The 20,147-nt window shown below is 50.2% G+C and carries 22 protein-coding genes; 1 reads left to right on the top strand and 21 read right to left on the bottom strand.

What is annotated here, in order from left to right; translation table 11 throughout:
* The first annotated feature begins 366 nt into the window (after window positions 1–366).
* Window positions 367–762, top strand: coding sequence for an RrF2 family transcriptional regulator (locus tag DL94_RS0110925; protein WP_028130190.1), 396 nt, complete (start codon window positions 367–369; stop codon window positions 760–762).
* 76 nt (window positions 763–838) lie between these two features.
* Here the strand turns inward: DL94_RS0110925 and cysK are convergent, their stop codons facing one another.
* The 21 genes from cysK to DL94_RS0110820 all read right to left on the bottom strand — a co-directional run bounded on the left by cysK (window position 839) and on the right by DL94_RS0110820 (window position 20,010).
* Window positions 839–1,771 carry a cysteine synthase A gene (gene cysK, locus DL94_RS0110920; protein ID WP_028130189.1) on the bottom strand — a complete coding sequence of 311 codons (933 nt, stop codon included), beginning with the start codon at window positions 1,769–1,771 and terminating at the stop codon, window positions 839–841.
* Window positions 1,772–1,791: 20 nt separating this feature from the next.
* Window positions 1,792–3,075: an O-acetylhomoserine aminocarboxypropyltransferase/cysteine synthase family protein gene (locus DL94_RS0110915; protein WP_028130188.1), complete on the bottom strand. Its 1,284-nt coding sequence runs from the start codon at window positions 3,073–3,075 to the stop codon at window positions 1,792–1,794.
* A gap of 214 nt (window positions 3,076–3,289) precedes the next feature.
* The gene (locus DL94_RS16325) at window positions 3,290–3,610 is read right to left on the bottom strand and encodes a YezD family protein (protein WP_028130187.1); all 321 of its coding nucleotides are present in this window, start codon (window positions 3,608–3,610) and stop codon (window positions 3,290–3,292) included.
* 235 nt (window positions 3,611–3,845) lie between these two features.
* Window positions 3,846–4,382 (bottom strand): DUF1847 domain-containing protein, encoded by a 537-nt coding sequence (locus DL94_RS0110905; protein WP_231464670.1) that lies wholly within the window; start codon window positions 4,380–4,382, stop codon window positions 3,846–3,848.
* A gap of 98 nt (window positions 4,383–4,480) precedes the next feature.
* Window positions 4,481–5,653, bottom strand: coding sequence for a mandelate racemase/muconate lactonizing enzyme family protein (locus DL94_RS0110900; protein ID WP_037371784.1), 1,173 nt, complete (start codon window positions 5,651–5,653; stop codon window positions 4,481–4,483).
* Between the two features lie 15 nt (window positions 5,654–5,668).
* A complete protein-coding gene (locus DL94_RS0110895) occupies window positions 5,669–6,418 on the bottom strand; it encodes an ABC transporter ATP-binding protein (RefSeq protein ID WP_028130184.1) in 750 nt (249 codons plus the stop codon).
* Window positions 6,419–6,424: 6 nt separating this feature from the next.
* Complete coding sequence (locus DL94_RS0110890) at window positions 6,425–7,240, bottom strand: ABC transporter permease subunit (RefSeq protein WP_037371783.1); 816 nt, start codon at window positions 7,238–7,240, stop codon at window positions 6,425–6,427.
* A gap of 12 nt (window positions 7,241–7,252) precedes the next feature.
* Complete coding sequence (locus DL94_RS0110885) at window positions 7,253–8,308, bottom strand: ABC transporter substrate-binding protein (RefSeq protein WP_028130182.1); 1,056 nt, start codon at window positions 8,306–8,308, stop codon at window positions 7,253–7,255.
* 147 nt (window positions 8,309–8,455) lie between these two features.
* Complete coding sequence (locus DL94_RS0110880) at window positions 8,456–9,649, bottom strand: trans-sulfuration enzyme family protein (RefSeq protein WP_028130181.1); 1,194 nt, start codon at window positions 9,647–9,649, stop codon at window positions 8,456–8,458.
* Between the two features lie 20 nt (window positions 9,650–9,669).
* Entirely contained in the window at window positions 9,670–9,963 is a 294-nt protein-coding gene (locus tag DL94_RS16470; protein WP_028130180.1) for a hypothetical protein, read from the bottom strand.
* 6 nt (window positions 9,964–9,969) lie between these two features.
* Entirely contained in the window at window positions 9,970–10,191 is a 222-nt protein-coding gene (locus DL94_RS15375; protein ID WP_028130179.1) for an ATP-binding cassette domain-containing protein, read from the bottom strand.
* Between the two features lie 62 nt (window positions 10,192–10,253).
* Window positions 10,254–11,420, bottom strand: coding sequence for a M20 metallopeptidase family protein (locus DL94_RS0110865; RefSeq protein ID WP_028130178.1), 1,167 nt, complete (start codon window positions 11,418–11,420; stop codon window positions 10,254–10,256).
* A 209-nt stretch (window positions 11,421–11,629) separates the two neighbouring features.
* A complete protein-coding gene (locus DL94_RS14710; RefSeq protein WP_081798805.1) occupies window positions 11,630–12,427 on the bottom strand; it encodes a 4Fe-4S dicluster domain-containing protein in 798 nt (265 codons plus the stop codon).
* 17 nt (window positions 12,428–12,444) lie between these two features.
* Complete coding sequence (locus DL94_RS0110855; RefSeq protein WP_028130177.1) at window positions 12,445–13,065, bottom strand: peptidase C39; 621 nt, start codon at window positions 13,063–13,065, stop codon at window positions 12,445–12,447.
* Between the two features lie 169 nt (window positions 13,066–13,234).
* Window positions 13,235–14,407: a MalY/PatB family protein gene (locus DL94_RS0110850; RefSeq protein WP_028130176.1), complete on the bottom strand. Its 1,173-nt coding sequence runs from the start codon at window positions 14,405–14,407 to the stop codon at window positions 13,235–13,237.
* 3 nt (window positions 14,408–14,410) lie between these two features.
* On the bottom strand, window positions 14,411–15,550 hold the full coding sequence (locus DL94_RS0110845) for a trans-sulfuration enzyme family protein (protein WP_028130175.1): 1,140 nt from the start codon (window positions 15,548–15,550) through the stop codon (window positions 14,411–14,413).
* A gap of 155 nt (window positions 15,551–15,705) precedes the next feature.
* A complete protein-coding gene (locus DL94_RS0110840; protein WP_028130174.1) occupies window positions 15,706–16,149 on the bottom strand; it encodes a hypothetical protein in 444 nt (147 codons plus the stop codon).
* Between the two features lie 70 nt (window positions 16,150–16,219).
* Window positions 16,220–17,311, bottom strand: coding sequence for an ABC transporter substrate-binding protein (locus DL94_RS0110835; RefSeq protein ID WP_028130173.1), 1,092 nt, complete (start codon window positions 17,309–17,311; stop codon window positions 16,220–16,222).
* Window positions 17,311–18,108, bottom strand: coding sequence for an ABC transporter permease (locus tag DL94_RS0110830; protein ID WP_028130172.1), 798 nt, complete (start codon window positions 18,106–18,108; stop codon window positions 17,311–17,313). The genes DL94_RS0110835 and DL94_RS0110830 overlap by 1 nt, the downstream gene beginning before the upstream one ends.
* A complete protein-coding gene (locus DL94_RS0110825; protein ID WP_028130171.1) occupies window positions 18,108–18,947 on the bottom strand; it encodes an ABC transporter permease in 840 nt (279 codons plus the stop codon). Before DL94_RS0110825 ends, DL94_RS0110830 begins: the two co-directional genes overlap by 1 nt.
* The gene (locus tag DL94_RS0110820) at window positions 18,940–20,010 is read right to left on the bottom strand and encodes an ABC transporter ATP-binding protein (protein WP_028130170.1); all 1,071 of its coding nucleotides are present in this window, start codon (window positions 20,008–20,010) and stop codon (window positions 18,940–18,942) included. The genes DL94_RS0110825 and DL94_RS0110820 overlap by 8 nt, the downstream gene beginning before the upstream one ends.
* Between the last annotated feature and the right edge of the window lie 137 nt (window positions 20,011–20,147).

Raw genomic sequence — 20,147 nt, 5'->3', positions numbered from 1 at the left:
AATAAGAAACTAAAAGTTTCTCAAACATCTGGCTTTAATCATGTTGCATGATTATTTGCATTGTTTAGTTTTCAAAGAACAATCTGTTTATCGCCTGTCGTTTCAAGCGACTCACTTATCTTATCGCATTCAGCTTAGCTTGTCAACATCTTTTTTAGAAAATTTTCAAAGCTTTGCGGCACCTCACAACTGCTTGCCATTCAAGGCTGTGTCAGCTGTTTGTCTGCCGTGTCTTGCAGCGACTTGTATTATGTTACACGGTTTGTCTCTCCCTGTCAACACCCTTTTTACAAAAAAGATAAAAAAGATTGTCAAGCCTATTAACCTTGCGGTATAATTGGTCAGTAAGATAAAGGAGCTGATACCATGATTTCTACTCGTGGGCGTTATGCCCTGCGCGTTATGTTGGACTTAGCTGAAAACGAAAACGGTAAATACATTCCTCTCAAAGATATAGCTGCCCGTCAGGAAATCTCCAAAAAATACTTAGAGATTATCGTCAAGGACCTGGTTGTTAACGGGCTGCTTATCGGGGCCAGTGGCAAGGGCGGTGGCTATAAACTCTGCCGTGCCCCGGAAGAATACTCCATTGGGGAAATCATTGAACTAATGGAAGGTTCCCTGGCCCCTGTAGCCTGTTTATCAGACGCCAGCTATGACTGCCAGCGCCAAAAAATTTGTAAGACTCTCCCCCTTTGGATGGAATACCACCAACTGGTTCACGATTTCTTTTACAAAAAAAAATTAACTGATTTACTTTGACACAAATGGCGCTGCCCGGGTGTTTAGTCACCGGGCAGCGCCATTTTTTATTTATTGTGTATTTAGGAGAGTGAGCTTAGTCATTAAACAGTTCCGTGGAGAGGTATCTGTCCCCCGTATCCGGGAGCAGAGCCACGATGTTCTTGCCTTTAAATTCCGGACGCTGGGCCAGTTTCACCGCTGCAGCCAAAGCTGCCCCGGCGGAGATACCAACCAGCACGCCTTCACTATGCGCAAACTGACGGCCATACTTAAAGGCGTCCTCATTGCTGATAGGCAGAACCTCATCATAAACTTTGGTATCGAGCGTTTCCGGTACAAAGCCGGCACCGATGCCCTGAATTTTGTGCGGGCCAGCCGTTCCTTTGCTCAGAACCGGCGAGCTTTCCGGTTCAACAGCTGTCACGTGAATATCGGCCTTCTGCTTTTTCAGATAACGGCCTACACCGGTAAGCGTGCCGCCGGTACCAACACCTGCCACAAAGGCATCAACCTTGCCGTCCGTATCCTGCCAGATTTCCGGGCCGGTAGTCGCCTCATGAACAGCCGGATTAGCCTGATTGGTAAACTGCGACGGGATAAAGGCGTTCGGCGTTTCCTGAGCCAGTTCTTCAGCCTTGGCAATAGCCCCCTTCATGCCCTTGGCACCATCAGTCAGTACAATCTGCGCACCGTAAGCCTTCAAAAGATTGCGGCGTTCCACGCTCATGGTCTCCGGCATGGTCAAAATTGCCTTGTAACCACGGGCTGCTGCAAAGCTGGCCAGGCCAATACCCGTATTGCCACTGGTCGGCTCGATAATCACGGTATCCTTGTTGATTTTGCCTTCCTTTTCAGCCTGTTCAATCATCGCCTTGGCAATACGGTCTTTAACACTGCCGGCCGGGTTCAAATATTCGAGTTTGACAAAAATATTAGCCTGCAGGTCATTAGCCTTGATAAAGTTATTAACTTTTAGCAACGGCGTATTGCCGATAAGTTCCGTAACGCTATTATAAATCTTTGCCATAACAATCTCCTCCTCTGCTGTTATTTAGCAGCAGCAAAACCTTTTTCCAGGTCTGCGATAATATCATCAATATGCTCTGTACCAATGGACAGGCGGATAGTGCTCTGGGAAATGCCCTGGTCATCCAGTTCCTCGTCCGTCAGCTGGGAATGCGTCGTAGAGGCCGGATGAATTACGAGGCTCTTAACGTCGGCCACATTAGCCAGCAGGGAGAAAATCTCCAGATTATCAATAAACTTCCAGGCTGCGTCTTTGCCACCCTTGATTTCGAAAGTAAAGATAGACGCACCGCCATTCGGGAAATACTTTTCATAAAGCGCATGGTCAGGATGGTCCGGCAGGGATGGGTGGTTAACCTTAGCCACCTGCGGATGCTTAGAGAGGAATTCTACAACCTTCTTCGTATTTTCAGCGTGGCGTTCCAGCCGCAGGGACAGCGTTTCTACGCCCTGCAGCAGCAGGAAAGCATTGAACGGGGAAATTGCCCCGCCCAGGTCACGCAGCAGAATAGCTCTCACATAGGTTACAAAGGCCGCCGGGCCAGCCACATCGGCAAAAGATACGCCATGATAGCTGGGGTTCGGGTCAGCGATGCCGGGATACTTGCCGCTGGCCTTCCAGTCAAAGCTGCCGCCATCGACAATTACGCCGCCTAAAGTCGTGCCATGGCCGCCGATGAATTTCGTAGCCGAATGTACTACGATATCCGCACCATGTTCCAGCGGGCGAATCAGATACGGCGTGCCGAAAGTATTATCAATCACGAGCGGCAGGCCATGTTTATGGGCAATTTCGGCAATCGCGTCAATGTCAGGGATATCGCTGTTGGGGTTGCCCAGCGTTTCGAGATAAACTGCCCGGGTGTTTTCCTTGATAGCCCCTTCTACTTCAGCCAGGTCATGAGCGTCTACAAAAGTCGCCTCCACGCCGAACTCCGTCAACGTATGTGCCAGCAGATTGTAGGTGCCGCCGTAAATCGTTTTCTGTGCTACGATATGACCACCATTAGCGGCCAAAGCCTGAATCGTATAAGTGATGGCTGCAGCACCAGAGGCCACGGCCAAAGCTGCCGTACCGCCTTCCAAAGCAGCAATACGCTTTTCCAGCACATCCTGCGTGGAATTCGTCAGACGGCCATAGATGTTACCGGCGTCTGTCAGATTAAAACGGTCAGCTGCGTGCTGGCTGTCGCGGAATACATAGGAAGTGGTCTGGTAAATAGGTACTGCACGGGCATCCGATGCCGGGTCCGGCTGTTCCTGTCCTACATGCAGCTGTAAAGTTTCAAATTTGTACTGGCTCATAATAAAATCTCCCTTCATAGCTAAAAGAGGTTCCAAAAGCTCCCTTCATTACAAGGGGTATTGCTTTCGGAACCTCCAATTTTTTTGGTCAGTTCTTTTTGTGTTCAATTACCTGCCAATATCCTTGGCATGACTATATATTACATCATTACACCTACTATGTCAATAGTTTTTCGAGAAATATATTCCTTGACTTGTCAAACACAATGACCTGTCAAATGCCATCGCCATCCATAAACCGTTGTTTTTCCAGCCGGTCGAAATGGGTAACTGTACCCTGTTTTACGATGATACTAAGGCGGCCATAATACAGGCTGGCCAGTTCCCGTTCAATGGTCCGGCGCAGATTCCGCTCTGTATCTTCCGACCAGGCCGCAGGTTCAGGAATGCCCTGCCAGGGGTGCACACGCATTTTTTCGGTACGCTCCACTTGAATCAGCACACCATTCTGGGCAACCAGTACCACTTCCCCGAAGTACAGGCCCCGTAAAACCGACATAATGTAATTCAATACATCAACAGGTACATCCTTCATACACATCTCTCCTAAATGACGATGACCTTATGTTACACTATTACACCTATTATGTCAATATGTCGATTCTCCTTGTTTATAACGCCGTTGTTCCAGTTTTGCCGTAGGCAAAACTTCCTCTTGGCGTTTTCCCACAGAGACTAGCTTTGCGTCGCACGAGGCGGGAGATATGTGCTCACCGCCTGTTATGATATTCGCCCCCCACCTGCAGAGGTGGGGGACATCTTCTTCCGAGTTATAAATCCTGTTCTGCCAGCCCCAGCTTTTTCTTCCAATAGCCGGAATAAACAACCGCCATGGGATTATTGCCGAGTACGCGGTCTTTTACCACCAAAGTAGTCACCGGCCCATGGCATGCTTTGGAAAAGAGCGCATCATGCCCGACACACAGCCCGGCAGAAACAAACAACTCCGTCCCGTGTTCATTTAAATATTGTGCCTGCGCCTTCGGATTACACATAGGCTCAACCTCATTGGCCGGATTGACTTTCTTCAAATGCAGGACATCCTTGCCTATGCCACAATTCTTACAACAAACTGACTGAACATCAAAGCCCTGGTCAGCAAAGAATTTTGCAAAAAGCCTTGCCTCGTCCCTAATCCCCATACAAAATCCCAGACCAATCGTCTTATAGCCCATCTTTTTAGCAAAAGCTGCCGTTTCCTGCAAACGGGTATACTTCATATAATACGTCGCCTCAACATAAGCTGCGGCTTTCATGATTTTGCGTTCTTCTTTGTCATACAGGGACAGCACCTGCGCCTGTTCCACTGGTACGCAGCTCCTGCCCTTTTGAAAACACATGTGATTAGCATTGCAATTTGCGCAATCTCCCAACATAATACACACCACCTTCGTTTTAGCGGTCATTATTTAACCACTACATAATCTGACTGCTTATACACTTCGTCTGTAATCTCCTGACCAATGCCGGGCAGTTCCGGTACAGTATAATAGCCATTTTTAGGCTGATAATCATACACCACCAGTTCCTGATATTCCGGCAGCAAGGTCTTTTGATGATGTTCATGAATGCAGAAATTCGGAATGGCTGCCTCCGCATGCAGCGCCGCAGCCTCAGCCACGCCTGTGCCGGCCACATGTGCCTGTACTGTAATTTCATAGGCATGCGCCGTATCGACAATTTTCTTGAACTCCGAAAAGCCGCCGCACGAACCCAAATCCGGCTGGATAACGTCAATGGCACGGTTCTCAAAATAGGGCAGGTAGCCCCAGCGTGAGTAAATGCGTTCCCCGGAGGCCAGGGGAATATTGACCTTGTCCTTGACCTCGCGCAATAACTGCGGATTAAGCGGCGTATTGACTTCCTCATAGAAGAAAATATTATATTTTTCCACAGCCTGGGCAAACTGAATGGCACTGACCAAATCTGTCCGGGCGTGGTTTTCGATGATGATATCCACCTCCGGGCCGACGGCCTCCCGGATAGCTGCCACCCGTTCTTCCCCCAAGGCAATGTATTTATGGGAAAGCGGCCCCTCCAAATGCGGCAGGGCTTTCCCCTCCCGGTCAAAGCCCAGGACATCGACCTTTACAGCATCATAACCTTCGGCGATGGCCTTACGGGCCTCCTCCGCATAATCTTCCTTGGGCCCTTTCGGCTTACGCACTTTGCCCCAGCCCAGCTGCAGCTGCGAGGCATACGCCCGGAGCTGCGAACGCACCTTGCCGCCCAGCAGTTTATAAACCGGCACGCCCAAGGCTTTGCCCTTTATATCCCAAAGAGCGATGTCCAGCGCAGAGATGGCCGAAAAGATAATCGTGCCGCCGCCCTGTCCCCAAAAGGTTTCCTTCAGCAGTTTTTCCCAGATTTTTTCCGTATTGAACGGGTCTTCCCCGATAAGCAGGCCGGCAAAATCCTTAATAGCCCCCACCGCACCGGAACCGCCCCGGCCATAGGCCATACCAGCCTCCCCTAAACCGTATATGCCTTCGTCAGTAGACACTTTGACCAATATCGGCCGCTGCCCGGACTGGGGCCGGGTATGTACATGAAATATCTCTACCTGTGTTATCTTCATCAAAATCACCTTTTCTTAAATTACGTATTCTTCTGCCAGATTCTTCCCTGCCTCATCCCCCATGATATGCGACAGGATAAGATGTTCGTAATGGGCCGTGTCAATGCTGCGCACCCGTGGTCTGGCCAGTTCTATACTTTTATCCAGGGTAATTTGGCCGTCATCAAGCAGGATAACCCTGTCTGCCAGGTTCACGGCCTCTGACACGTCATGCGTTACCAAAATAATCGTCAGCCCCAGCTGTTTCCAAAGTTTTTCTATCAATTGCTGCATATTGAGCCTGGTCAGCGCGTCCAGAGCACTTAAAGGTTCATCAAGGAGCAGCACCTTGGGCGTGCCCACCAAAGCTCTGGCCAGGGCCACTCTCTGCCGCTGGCCGCCGGACAGGTCAGATGGCCAGGCCTCTTCCCGGCCGGATAAGCCGACTGCCGCTAAGGCTTGATAGGCTTTATCACGACTGCGTTCCGGTGAACCGAGAATGACATTTTGCCAGACATTTTTCCACGGCAGCAGCCGCGCGTCCTGAAACAGAAACCTTACATTGGCATCTATCTTGTCCACGAGCCGGTCCTGTATGCGGATTTCACCGCCCGACTGCCGGTCCAACACAGAAATCAGGCGCAGCAGGGTACTCTTGCCGCAGCCGCTTTTTCCGACCAACGCCACAAACTCCCCGGGCTCAATCTCGATATTTATATCACGCAATACCTGAGTATCGCCAAAATATTTATTTACATGTCTAAGTTCAATCCTATATCCTGACACCGTCCGTCACCTCCTGTAATTAGGATTCCAGCGCAGCAGCCGTTTGGTCAGCTGTACCGCCAGCAAGTCCGATATACTCCCCAACAGCGCATACATAATCATACTCAGCACGATAACGTCCATCATCATGTATTCCCGGGCATTCGTTGCCATATAGCCGATACCCGATTTTGCGGCCACCGTTTCTGCCACAATCAGTATCAGCCAGGTTCCCCCCAAGGACTGGCGAAAGCCAATCATAACCGACGGCAATGCGCCCGGAAAAATAATATCTTTAAACATTTCCCAGCGCGTGAGACCGTAAATATGCCCCATTTCCAATAACCCGGCCTCGATGGAACGTATACCATGAAAGGTGTTCAGGTATATTGGGAAAAAGGTACTGAGCGCTATCAGTATTATCTTGGAGGTTTCCCCAATACCGAACCACACGAGAATCAAGGGCAGAATTGCCAGACGCGGTACGCTTTTTATCATCTGTATCGGCGTGTTTAAAACCTGGTCAGCCCGGCGGTAAAGTCCAGTTGCTATCCCCAGCACAAAACCGATAGAACCGCCAATGGCCAGTCCCCCAAAAGCTCTGGCGGCGCTTATCTGCAGATTGGCTGCCAGCGTACCATCTTTGATGAATCTTATCGTCGTCGTTATGAGTTCCTCCGGCTTGGGAAACAACTGATTCAACTGATTTGTCTGAGCAAAATAAATCCATAACGCCAGCAGGAATAACGGCACCGACCAGATAAGCGACCAGTCAGCAAGATACTTTTTCCACAGACTGCCTTTCCCCACGGGCAGTGCCTGTATAGCTGCCTCCTTAGCCATATTGTTCCCTCCTCAGTAAATCTTAAATTTAGCAATGGCCGCGTCAAAGGAACGGTCAAACAGTTTAACGGCCTCCAGCGGCTGCTTTAAAGCGCCCAGTGCGGTAAAGCTGTTGATGATATCCTGTTCTGAGGCAATCGTGGCGTCATCAATAGGTGCAATCCGCCCCTTGCGCTGCGCCTCTCCTTCTTCAAAACGTTTTCTGATTTCCTCCGGCGACTGGTTGCTCGCTTTGGACTCAAACTCTGCCCAGGCCTGCGGATGCTGACGCGCCCATTCGTTGGCCTCATTGATGCGTTCCAGGTAATCAACCAAAGCGGCGTGCTTGGCCGGGTCATTGATAGTATCGAGTGAGGCGTACCAGTAATAATCCCCCGAGAGAATATTTTCGGCTGACTGCAGCAAAGCCGCTCCTTTCTGCTTGCCCACAATAACAGCATTATCATAAGAGGCCAGGGCGTCTATATCACCAGTGCTGATAGCCGACAGACCATCGGAAGTAGACATGGGCAGCGCCTCGATATCATTCCAGGTCAGCCCGGCCTCCGATAGCATCTTGTAGAGGAAATACTGCGCCGTGGTGTTCTTTACATAGCCGACCTTCTTGCCCCGCAAATCGGCCACTGTCTTTATTTTTTCCTTTTGCTGTGCGCTGACGATAAGCTCCTGATTTAAAGTCGTCCCTTTTCTGATAGCGATGATTTTAAAGTTGCCGCCATTATTGGCCAAGGAGGCAAAAATCGGCGGTATCTGACTGCCGCAGCCGGCGTCCAGCTGACCAGCAGCGATGGATTCCAAAACCAGACCGCCGCTGCGCAAATTGTGGAATTCCACCTTATAAGGTGTGTTGTCCAGGCCTGCCGCCTCCACAATCCCCTGCGCATTCTTAGCGGACGCGGCCCCAATATGCAAAGTGACTTTTGACAAGTCACCGTCATATTTATTTGACGCGGTAAAGACGGTTTTGGCCGTCCCGGTATTTCCGCTGTCGCTGCTGCCACAGCCGGCTAAAGCCAGCATAGCCATAAAACCTGCACCGGCCGCCAAAAGTTTCCAATTTAATTTCATAATGATTCCTCCCTCTTGCTGACAATAAAAAAGAGGTTTTGCATAGAAATAAGCCTATGCAAAACCTCTGGTTATCCAGTCAGTTTTCGTCCCCTTCAGGATGACTTTATATTACACTATTACACCTATCATGTCAATAGGTTTATTTTATATTTTTGCTAAAGCGCCATCAAGTTCCGCAATGATATCCTCTGCCTCTTCCAGGCCCACAGACAACCGCAGCTGTCCCAGGGTAATTCCCACAGCGGCCAGTTCCTGCGGCGGATAAAAGCGGTGTGATGTCTTAGCGGCATAGGATAATGTCGTGGCGGTACCAGCCAGACTGGGTACATACTTGATAGTTGACAGTTCGCGGATAACTGTAGACGCCTCCTGCTCACCGCCGCGCAGGTTAAAGCTCAGCATGCCGCCATAAAGCCCCTCGGCAAACTGAGCCTTTGCCCGTTTATGACTCGGTGAAGATTTCAGGCCGGGATAAAAAACCTTTTCAATCTTGGGATGTTTCGCCAAGAATTCTGCTACCTGCAAAGCATTTCGCGAATGTGTCTTAACTCTCAGGCTAAGCGTGCGCAGACTGCGCGCCAGCAGCCAGCTGTCATCTGCCCCCAGTACCGCCCCGTAAAGCGTCAGTGTCCTGCGGATTTTACCGATAATCTCCCGATTGCCGGCCGCGGCCCCGCCGACAAGGTCGCTATGACCGCCCAGGTATTTCGTGGCGCTGTAGAGCACCACGTCGGCCCCCAGTTTCGCCGGTTTTACCACTACAGGCGTAGCGAAGGTATTATCGACGAAAAAAAGCAGGCCGTGCTCGTGCGCCACTTTGGCGGCCGCTGCCATATCCGGCACTTCCATCAACGGATTGCAAATGGATTCCGTGTATATAAGTTTTGTTTCCGGGCGGATAAAATCCGCAATGTTTTCCCGCAGGAAATCCACAAAGGTCACGCTGACACCAAAACGGGCCAGCTCCTTAGACAGGAAATCATGTACACCGCCATAAAGCACCGGCGAAGAAATAATATGGTCACCCTGCTGTACCACTGACAGAATACTCAGGGCGATGGCTGACATACCCGAGGAAAACACCAGCGCCGCCTCCGTTTCCTCCGCAGCCGCCAGGATTTCACTCACGGCCTCCGTATTGGGGTGTTTAATCCGGCTGTAAATATATCCGTCATCTTCGCCCTCATAAATTCTATCCACCGACGGCACATCGTCAAACGCAAATACCGAGGTGCGATATACAGGCAGCACTTCCGGCACTGATGATGACTGCGCCACCTGCTTGTAAAACTGGCCATCGCCTGTATGGTTAAGACGGGTATTCAGATTATTTCCCATATTTATTCCCCCTGCATAAGTCAATGTGTGTTCTTCTCGGCCAGCTTATTGCCCAGAAACTGTATCAGACAGACAATAGCCACCAGTACCACTACTGTCCCCACCGTCACATCGAATTTCTTGGATATATAGGAAATCAAGGGTTCCGCTACATTGGTTTCCTGATAATGCATTTTCACCAGCTGTTCGTCAGCGGATAACTCGGCAATCTCGGCCTTATCCTCAATCAGCTGATATATTTCTGACAGGTTGGAAGTAGTGTTGATGAAATTCTTCGTTATCTCCTGTACCGGCTGTGCAAAGAGCGAATACACGGTGTTTTACTCAACCACGCGCCCCTGCTCCATGACTGCTACCCTGTGGCACAGTTTCTTAATAACGTCCATTTCATGCGTAATGACCACCACGGTAATCCCCAGCTCCGTATTCAGACGTGCCAGCAGTTTCAATATTGACTTCGTTGTCTGCGGGTCCAGGGCGCTGGTGGCCTCATCGCAAAGCAGGATTTCCGGGTCCGTCGCCAGCGCCCGGGCAATGGCCACACGCTGTTGATATCTTTAATGTCTTTGACATTTCTGGTCAACCCTCTTTCATCATTCTACTGTTAATTAGCGCGCCCTAAAAAAGTCAACGCGTAGTTTATATGCAAATCAGCGGCTATCTCCACTACTTCATCCGGCGGTGCCAGTTTCTCACTATGCAGCACCTTTGCCGAATCAGAATCTGCCTGCGCCGTGCCCACATGCGCATATACGCCGGGTATTTCCCTGATGTATTCGGCAAAATCATCAGCCGCAAAGCCAAAGACTGGCGTTTCCGAAATCTGAATCTTATCCTCACCGAGCAGGTCAGCCACCACCTGTGAAACTTCCTCCCGGACTGTTTCATCATTGACAATGGCTCTGGCAAAGCAGTCGTATTCTACGGCCGCCTGCACACCATAGCCTGCGGCTACCTGCCCTGCCAGCTCACTGATTCCGGCTTGGATCTTTTGCCGGCTGTCCTCGGAAAACACGCGAAAACTGCCTTCAATGGTGGCACTATCGGCAATGATATTATAAGAAGTACCTGCCTTAAAGACGCCAATGCCCACATTGACGGGTTCATCAGCCGGCAGCAGACGGCGTGGCAGTTTGGCAATTTCTCCGACCAGCACAGCCCCGGCCTGCAAAGCATCTCTGCCTAAATGCGGCTTGGAGGTATGCGCTTTCCTGCCCGTAAGCGTTATGCGGAAAAAATCACAGGAGGCTGCGTCAGCTTTGCGGGAAAGCACCACTGTCCCCAGCGGCACATCCGGCGCAATATGGACACCAAAAGCCCGGTCATAACCTGTCAGCAGCCCCTGCTCCCGGAAATACTGCGAACCATGGCCAAATTCCTCAGCATGCTGAAAAGCCAGCAATACCGTCCCAGAAAATTTATCTTTCCCTGTGGCCAGTTTCTTCGCTGCTGCCAGCAAGGCCGCCGTATGGATATCGTGGCCGCAGGCGTGCATTACGCCAGGATTGACTGACTTATACGGTAAAACTGTCTGTTCCTCTATAGGCAGGGCGTCAATATCTGCCCGTAAGAGAATCCTGCGGCCATTATCGTTATCCCCCTTTATCCAGGCAAATGTTCCCGTCCCGCCCACTTCCTGATACTCTATACCGAACTCCGTCAGCTTATCACGGATATATTTGGCTGTATTGTATTCCTGCCCACTCAGTTCCGGGTGCTGATGTAAAAATCTGCGGCAGGCCCTGGCAAACTCACTATCACAATGCTCCATACTTGTCACCTCATTTTCCTTTAGAAACGCAGAAAACAAAAGAGGTTTTGCATAGGAAAAATCTCCTTTGCAAAACCTCTGGTTCTTCCAGTCAGTTTCCTCGCTGTTTGGCGATGACTTTATGTTACACTATTACACCTATTATGTCAATGGGTATAGATTTAGTTTACACCCCAAAGCTCGGTTTTTTTCTTTTCGCCCTGCCTTTTTTACCGGGCAATTGTGCCGGCGTCAGCAGCACCAAAGTCACGGCAGTGCAGTATGCCTGCCTGGCTTATGGCCGTCCGGCCGTAGCGTTTCTTATCTTCGCCCACCGGACAGGCCGCGATACAACGGCCGCAGGGATAATGAAACTCCTGTTTGAGTTGTTGATGGCACAGGGCACATTTATGCTTGTCCATCTTCGCGATAACCTGCCCCTTTACCGGGGAAAACACCTGCATGGGGCAAGCCTTAACGCAAATCTGACAGCCCAGGCAGATATCCTCCTTTATCAGCTTGTCGGCCGGCAAATCCGCGTCCGTGATAACCGACACGAGCCGTATACGGGAACCATATTTTTTCGTCAGCAGGGTATGATTCATACCCACGGTGCCCAAGCCTGCGTAGAGTCCGGCCAGCACCTGCGAGAACGCTGCCTCCGGCCGTTTGACCAGGGCTGATATATCCCCGTAGCAATCCCGCGGAAAGAAATGCGCGCGATAACCTTCTTCATTCAGGAAATTAGCAATGCGATAGGCGGCATTATCCAACAGGCGGTTGGTGGTATTGTAAAGCTCCGAGTAAACCACCGAGGGCGTCGTTTCAATCATCGAGGGCATTATCTGCATGCCCATGACGATGACATTGCGGCTCCAGGGCCAGATATTCTGTGGCCAGTATTCCGCCGGCTGATGTGGTTCCTGTACCCAACGTTCCACTGGCGCTACTCCTACCATGTTGATATCCAGCGCCGCCGCCCGCCGTTTGATTTTTTCCTTCAGTTTTACCCGTTCCGTCTTTGGCATAGCAAATCACTCCTGAATCATATGAAATACTCAATCGTCCTTTCCGCAGTCAGTTTATTGCGCGTGTCAAACAGCAATACGGCCTCCCGTTCCGCCACTTTCCCCAAGGCATAAGGCGCTGCCTCCTCCCGGTTAAAGCAGGCAAAAGGAACAATGCGGTTGTAGCGGCAGGGCTGTTCCAAATTGAACTCAATCTCACTGCCAAAAGGATTCTCTGTCATGTAATAAGGATCAAAGAGATAAATATTCTCCCCTTCCCTTTTCGTAAGCAGTACATAATGTTCCCCGTCCATATATAGGCGCATAACCACCACGCCGCCACGGTTCAATGCATCAACTACCAGGCTTTGCTCCCCCAGATACACGGACTTGCCGGAAAGATACTGGCACTCAATGGGTAAAAGCCCGGCGTCGCCCACGCCTGACAGCCAGCGCGATAAAAACATCATCGCCATCCGTGATGTGCCGCTTTGCCCCAGCACGCCGCTCTGGCCATAACAGTCCAGTGAGTAAATCATGATATTGCGCAGGATTTCCGGCTGAATTTCTTCCCGCGCAAACAGATAGGACACCGCATTGAGCATGGAGGTTGGCCCGCAATCATACTCCGACACCTGATAACGCAATGGATTTTTCATAAACAGGTCACCTCACATACAGCTGCACAATAGCAAAATAAAAAAGAGGATTTGCACAGAAATCACTTTCTTGCAAAACCTCTGGTCATCCAGTCAGTTCGTTCGTCCACCCGACGATGACTTAATATTACACTGTTACACCCATCATGTCAATAGGTTTATTTGTTCTTTACACATTTTTTAAGCAGGCAGCTAAACGCTGCAGCCCTTCCTGTAAAACAGACCACGGGCAGGCCATATTTATCCGTTGGAAACCGGCGCCGCTGCGGCCAAAAATCCAGCCGCTGTCCAGCCATAATTTCCCCTGCTGAATGATACGCTCATCAAGTTCCCTGTTACTCAGTCCCAAGGCGCGGCAGTCGAGCCACAAAAGATACGTTCCCTCCGGTTCGATTAGTTTTACCTGTGGCAGGTTTTCTTTAAGGAAAGTCCGCGTCCGTTGCAAGTTTTCCTCGAGGTATGCCAGCAATTCCTGCAGCCAGCTGTCACCTTCCCGATAAGCTGCCTGAGCCGCAAACAATCCCAACGCATTGGGCTGGCTGTAACCGGCTGCGGTCATTTCTGTCCTGAACCGCTGCCGCAGGTCAGGATTTTCGATGAAGATGTTAGAAATCTGCAGGCCGGCCAGATTGAAGGTCTTGCTGGGGCTGGTGCAGGTGATAACCCGTTGCGCCAGTTCCGGTGACAGTGAGGCAAACACCGTATGTTTATTCCCCTCGCGCACAAAATCCTGATGGATTTCATCAGCTACTACCAATACATCATGCTTTTGACATATCGCGGCCACCTTCTGCAATTCCTCCTGTTGCCACACCCGGCCTACCGGATTGTGCGGACTGCACAAGATAAACATTTTGACCTGCTGCGCCTCGATTTGGGCCTCAAAGTCCGCAAAGTCAATTTCATAATGGCCGGCCTTTTCCACCAAGGGACTTTCTACCAGCTTGCGGCCATTGCTTTTGATGGACTCGGAGAAGGGATAATAAACCGGCGGACAAATGAGCACTCTGTCCCCCGGCTCCGTAAATGCGCGAACCGCCGTACAGATGGCAAAGACCACGCCGGGAGTCACCACCAGGGACGCCTTGTCTATCTGCCAGTTATGCCGGCGCTGAAACCAGCCGGCCAGTACGTCACGATACGCAGGTGTCACATCAGTATAGCCAAAAATCCCGTGTTCACTGCTGCTTATCAGCGCCTGCCGTACCGGCTCCGGCGTTTTAAAGTCCATATCCGCTACCCAAAACGGCAGCACATCAGCAGGATAGCCGCGCTCTGCCGCAAAATCATATTTTAAACAGGCGGTTCCCCGTCTGTCGACTACTTCTGTAAAATCAGTCATATTTTATCCCTCCAAGGCCTGCTGCAAATCAGCAATTAAATCTGCCACGGCCTCTATCCCCACAGACAGCCGCAACAGCTTATCATCAAGACCTGTACGTGCTAATAGTTCCTGCGGCATTTCCGCATGCGTCTGGGCCAGCGGATATGTCAGCAGGCTTTCCACGCCGCCCAGGCTTTCCGCAAAGGCAATGAGTTTTAATCTGGCCAATACGTTCTTGGCAAGTTCCGCAGATGTCACCTTAAAGGATACCATACCTCCAAAGCCCACAGCCTGACGGGACTGCAAAGCAAAACCGGGATGCTCCGGCAGGCCCGGATAGTACACGGCGGTCACCTGTGGCTGCTTTTGCAGCCACTTGGCAATGGCCAGGGCATTTTCGGCCTGCTTTTCCACACGCAAGCCCAACGTTTTTAAGCTGCGCAGCATAAGCCAAGAGTCAAATGTCGATAAGTTGGGCCCTTCAGACTTGGCCAGCAGTTCCACCCGCCTGGCTGCCGCCCCCTCCTTATCGGCCACTATCAGGAAACCGGCGATTACATCATTATGGCCGCACAGGTATTTGGTACCACTATGCACCACAATGTCCGCCCCTAAAGTTATCGGTTTCTGAAAATGCGGTGACAGGAAAGTGTTATCTACAATCAGCCAGGCGTCATTAGCATGGGCCAGCTGCGCCAACGCCTTGATATCGCTGATTAACATCATCGGGTTGGAAGGTGTTTCAATAAACAAGCCCTTGGTATTGGCCCGGATTTGCCCTGACACGAGCTCCATATCCGTGGTGTCCACAAATTCAAACTCTATGCCATAATGACTGTATATATCATTGGCCAGCCGCACCGTGCCCCCATATAAATCCTCTGACAACAGCACATGATCACCCGGCTTAAAAAGTTTCAGCACCAGATTTATAGCCGCCATGCCGGAAGATACCGCCCAGCAGCGCTCCCCCTGCTCCAGCATGGCCACAGACTTTTCCAGATTTTCTCTGGTCGGATTAGCCACGCGCCCATAATCGTAGCCAGTGCTTTGGCCAAAAGCCGGATGGCGGAAGGTGGCCGACAAGTAAATAGGTTCGCTTATGGCCCCCGTTTTGTCATACTCATGACAACCATGTACTTCTAATGTAAAATCCTGCATATACCTTCCTCATTTCCTGTCGTATAAAATCATGATGTATCCATCGTATAATACATTCACCTATTATGTCAATGGTTAATGTAAATATGTAAACTAAAAGGCCCTGTCCACAATAACGGACAGAGCCTTTATAGACTGATACTTATACAGCTATCTTACCAGATTTCTTTCATCCAGCTGCGATAGTTTTCTTCCAGGAACTTAATCAGCACATCAAACATGCCATAAACTTCATCACCCAGCTGGGGGAAGTCCTTTTCCTCACTGCCCGGAGTCAGCAGGCAGACATCGAGAATCAGAGCACCATTTTGGTCAAAATACAGCTTGAAGGGCTTGTATTTCATGTTCTGCTCGCTAATCATGCGCAGAACAGACAACTCATTCTCTTCCGTGCGGGCCTTCGGAGAAATCTGCACACGAATCATGGAAAAAACGCTGGCATCGAGCAGTACCAAGGTCGGCAGCTGCTGACCTTCCACTACGATATGCGAACGAAATACCACAGTTTCCTGGGCATCGTCTTTTACTTCTTCAATCTGAAAGGCCTCAATCTTTTTTTCTTCCAGATATTTTTTAAACACTTCGGCTTTTACATTCATGTTCATTCCTCCTCTTGAACATTTGTTCCTTAAGTGTTATTCGACAAAAAGACCATTTTTCCTGTATAAATCAGTTAACTTTTACCTGCAACCACAATTTCGTATACAATTTGTCCAGAGCCTCGCCTAAATAACTATAGGATTCCTGGCCTTTATATACATTTTCCGGCGGAAAAGCCACATCAACATATTCGCCAAGGTCCTCTTCCACTTGTTCCCGTACAGTGGTATTCGGCGTAGAGTAACCTAATTCCTCAAAATTGGCTGCAGCAATATCCGGACGGCACATGAAATCGATAAATTTATGAGCGTTTTCCACATGACGGGCATTCTTGGGAATAACCCAGCCATCAATCCATACATTGGTTCCTTCTTTAGGCGCAGGCTGGAAACGTAAATCCGGATTGGACTTCATGAGGTTAATAGCCTCGCCGGAAAAAATCACGCCCAAAGCTGCCTCGCCGGAACTCAGCTTATCGCGGATATCGTCCACGCCGTAAGCCTGTACCAGGGGCTTTTGGGCAATGAGCATATCCCGCGCCGCCTCCAGCTCAGCCTGGTTGGTAGTATTCATGGAATAACCCAAAATCTTCAGCGGCACCATGATGGCATCACGGGCAGAATCCTGCATGAGAATGCTGTCCCGATATTTTTCCTGCCAGAGAATCTGCCAACTGTCCACCGGCTCATTCACCAGTTTCGTGTTGTACATAATGCCTACCGTTCCCCAGCAATAAGGTACGGTATAGCAGCCTTCCCGGTCAAAAGCCTTGGCCTGCTCGAAGAAGTCCTTGCTGATGTTAGCCTTAGCCTGCGGCAGTTTATTATAGTCCAAGGGCTGAATCAGATTGTTATGAATCAGCTTGTCAATCATGTAGTCCGAGGGGCACAGCACATCATACGCCTCCGCCCCTTCCGCAATACGGGGATACATGCTCTCATTGGTGTCGTACTCATCGAGTACCACCTTTATGCCAGTTTCCTCTTCAAACTGCTTTATGACATCTTCACTGAGATAGTCACCCCAGCTATATACATAAAGCACATTATCGCCGTCCTCCTCTTCCTTGTCAAACATATCGCAGCCGGACAGGGAAAAGGCCGCCATAACCAGCAGTACAGCCAGTAAGGAACGCAGATACTGTTTCTTTAATAATCTCATCAGCCCTGGTCACTCCTTTCTGCCTGCCGATAACGGCGGATAACCTTGTAATTAAGCATAAGAAGTGCCGCAAAAACCAGAACCCCGCAAAAGAACAGGGTGGACAAAGCATACATTTCCGGGTGCACACCCAGTTTCAATTCTGAATATATTTCCGTCGTCAATGTCTCTATGCCGGCACCTTTGGTAAAATATGTCACGATAAAATCATCGGCACTCATGGCAAAGGACAGGAGAAAAGCGGCGACAATGCCCGGTGCCAGTTCCGGCAGGATTACCTTGCGGAAAGCCAGCAATGGCGAGGCCCCAAGGTCACGGGCAGCCTCATAGCAGACCTTATCCATGGATAATACCTGCGGTAAAATACACAACATCGCATACGGCAGATTGATGACGATATGCGCCAGCAAAATGGTATCATACCCCAGCCGGAGTCCCAGCCCCAAAAAGAGTAACATCAGGGAAATACCCGTAACGATATCGGCATTGAGCAGGGGGATATTAGCCAGGCCGCGCATAAGCATGCGGCTCTGCCGTCCCATCTGCCGCATACCCAGGGCGGTAATCAACGCCAGCAGCGTTGCCAGCAAAGCTGAGGTCACCCCGATGGTCAGCGTATTGGTAAAGGCGTTTAAAATATCTTCACTTTCCACCAGCTTAGCATACCAGTCCCAGGTAAAACCCGTCCACTGGCCGCGGTAACGGCTGGCGTTAAAGGACTGCGCAATGAGCACAACAATCGGTGCATAGAGAAATGCCACAATGGCGCCCAGATAAATGTTTTTTACTTTCTGCATTATGGCCTTCCTTTCTCAACCTGATGGCGTTCCTCTTTTTCCGTAAAGGCCTCCAACAGGATATTTAAGATGATGAAAACCATAAGCACCATGGACAGCGCACTGCCCAGCTGCCAGTCATAAGCGGCGGTAAATTCCTGTTCGATGATATTACCCACCAGCAGTACTTTGTTGCCGCCAAGCAGAGCACTGATAACGAAGGTAGTCAGGGCCGGAATAAATACCATGGTCGAGCCACTGATAATGCCCGGCATGGACAGCGGCAGCAATACCCGTTTCAGAGTCTGGTAATGATTGGCCCCCAAATCGCGGGCGGCCTCAATAATACTGTCATCAATACGGTTTAAGGCCACATACAGCGGCAGTACCATATAGGGCAGGAAATTATACACCATGCCGATGATGATAGCCAGCGGCGTATTGATTATCTGCACCGCCGGCAGGCCCAGCCAGGTTAAAAACATATTGATAAGGCCATGTTTTTCCAGAATCGTCTGCCAGGCCATCGTGGTGAGCAGGGAATTCATCCACAACGGCAGCAAAAACAACACAAAGACCAATATGCCCAGATTTTCCCGGCGTTCACGCAGGATAAGGCACAGGGGATAGGCCATTACCAGACAGATAACTGTGCTGATAAGTGCCAGTTCCACCGATAAGCCCAGTGCTTTTAGGTACTCCCATTGGAGTACCGTCTGGATATTCTCCAGCGTAAAAGAACCCGCGCCGTCCGTCAGACCGTTCCACAGAACGAAAAACAGTGGCAGCACGATAAACAGCGCCGCCCATAAGCCGAAGGGCAAGGCCAGAAACCGCTGGCTGCTGAGGCGCTCATTCATCGGTCACCGCCTCCTCATCCTCAGATTCGGGCTTGGCCATAATCTGAATGTTTGACGCTGCCAGTTTAATGCCGACCTCTTTGCCCTGCTCATGACCGGTAATCGTCTGCACCAGCCACTCAAACCCACCAGCCTCAATGGTGATATCATACACGGTTCCCTTAAAGACAACCTGCTTGATTCTGCCGGTAAACTGCCCGTCCTCCGGGGCACAAATCTGAATATCTTCCGGGCGAATCTGCACATCGACAGGCACGTTTTCACCAAAACCCGTGTTAATGCAGGGAATATCTTTGCCGAGCAAATGCACCAGCCGGTCGCGAACCATCGTGCCATCGATGATATTACTGTCACCGATAAAGTCAGCCACGAAAGCATTTTCCGGTTCATTGTAAACATTTTCCGGCGTGCCTATCTGCTGAATCCAGCCCTGGTTCATGACCACCACCGTGTCCGACATTGACAGTGCCTCTTCCTGGTCATGGGTGACGAACACGAACGTTATCCCCAGTTCCCGTTTAATCTTTACCAGCTCGCGCTGCATGTTCTGCCGCAGTTTGAGGTCAAGTGCGGACAAAGGTTCATCCAGCAGCAAAACCTTCGGCTCGTTGACGATAGCCCGGGCAATAGCGATACGCTGCTGCTGGCCGCCGGACATCTGCGTAACCCGGGCGTGTTCATAACCGTCCAGATTCACAAGTTTCAAGGCATATTTTATCTTATCGCGAATGTAACTTGAACTTTTCCCTTTGAGTTTCAGGCCAAAGGCAATGTTCTCTGCCACGTCCATATGCGAGAACAGGGAATACTTCTGAAACACCGTATTGACCTGCCGTTTCTCCGGCTGCAAATTGGTAATATCCTGACCGTCAAACCAGATTTTACCGCTGTCCGGGGTTTCAAAACCGCCAATCAGCCGCAGGATAGTGGTCTTACCACAACCCGAAGGGCCCAAAAGAGTCACAAATTCATTCTCGTGAATGGTTAAATCCAGGTCTTCAAGAATCTGCCGACCATCATAGCTTTTGTTGACGCGTTCAAGACGCAAAAGTTCTTTTTCCATTTATCGTCCCTTTTCTTATCGTGTATTGCAGCCCGACAATAGCTGTCCTGTAAATGGCCTGCGTTATCCATCTTATCACATTTAATAGTAAAAATCCATAAAAAACAGGATGAGCAATACGCTCATCCTGCTGTATG

This window comes from Selenomonas sp. AE3005 (assembly GCF_000686945.1).
In the GTDB taxonomy this organism is placed as follows: domain Bacteria; phylum Bacillota; class Negativicutes; order Selenomonadales; family Selenomonadaceae; genus Selenomonas_A.
The sequence above is the reverse complement of the archived record's forward strand: the minus strand, read 5'-3'. Positions and strand labels throughout refer to the sequence as shown.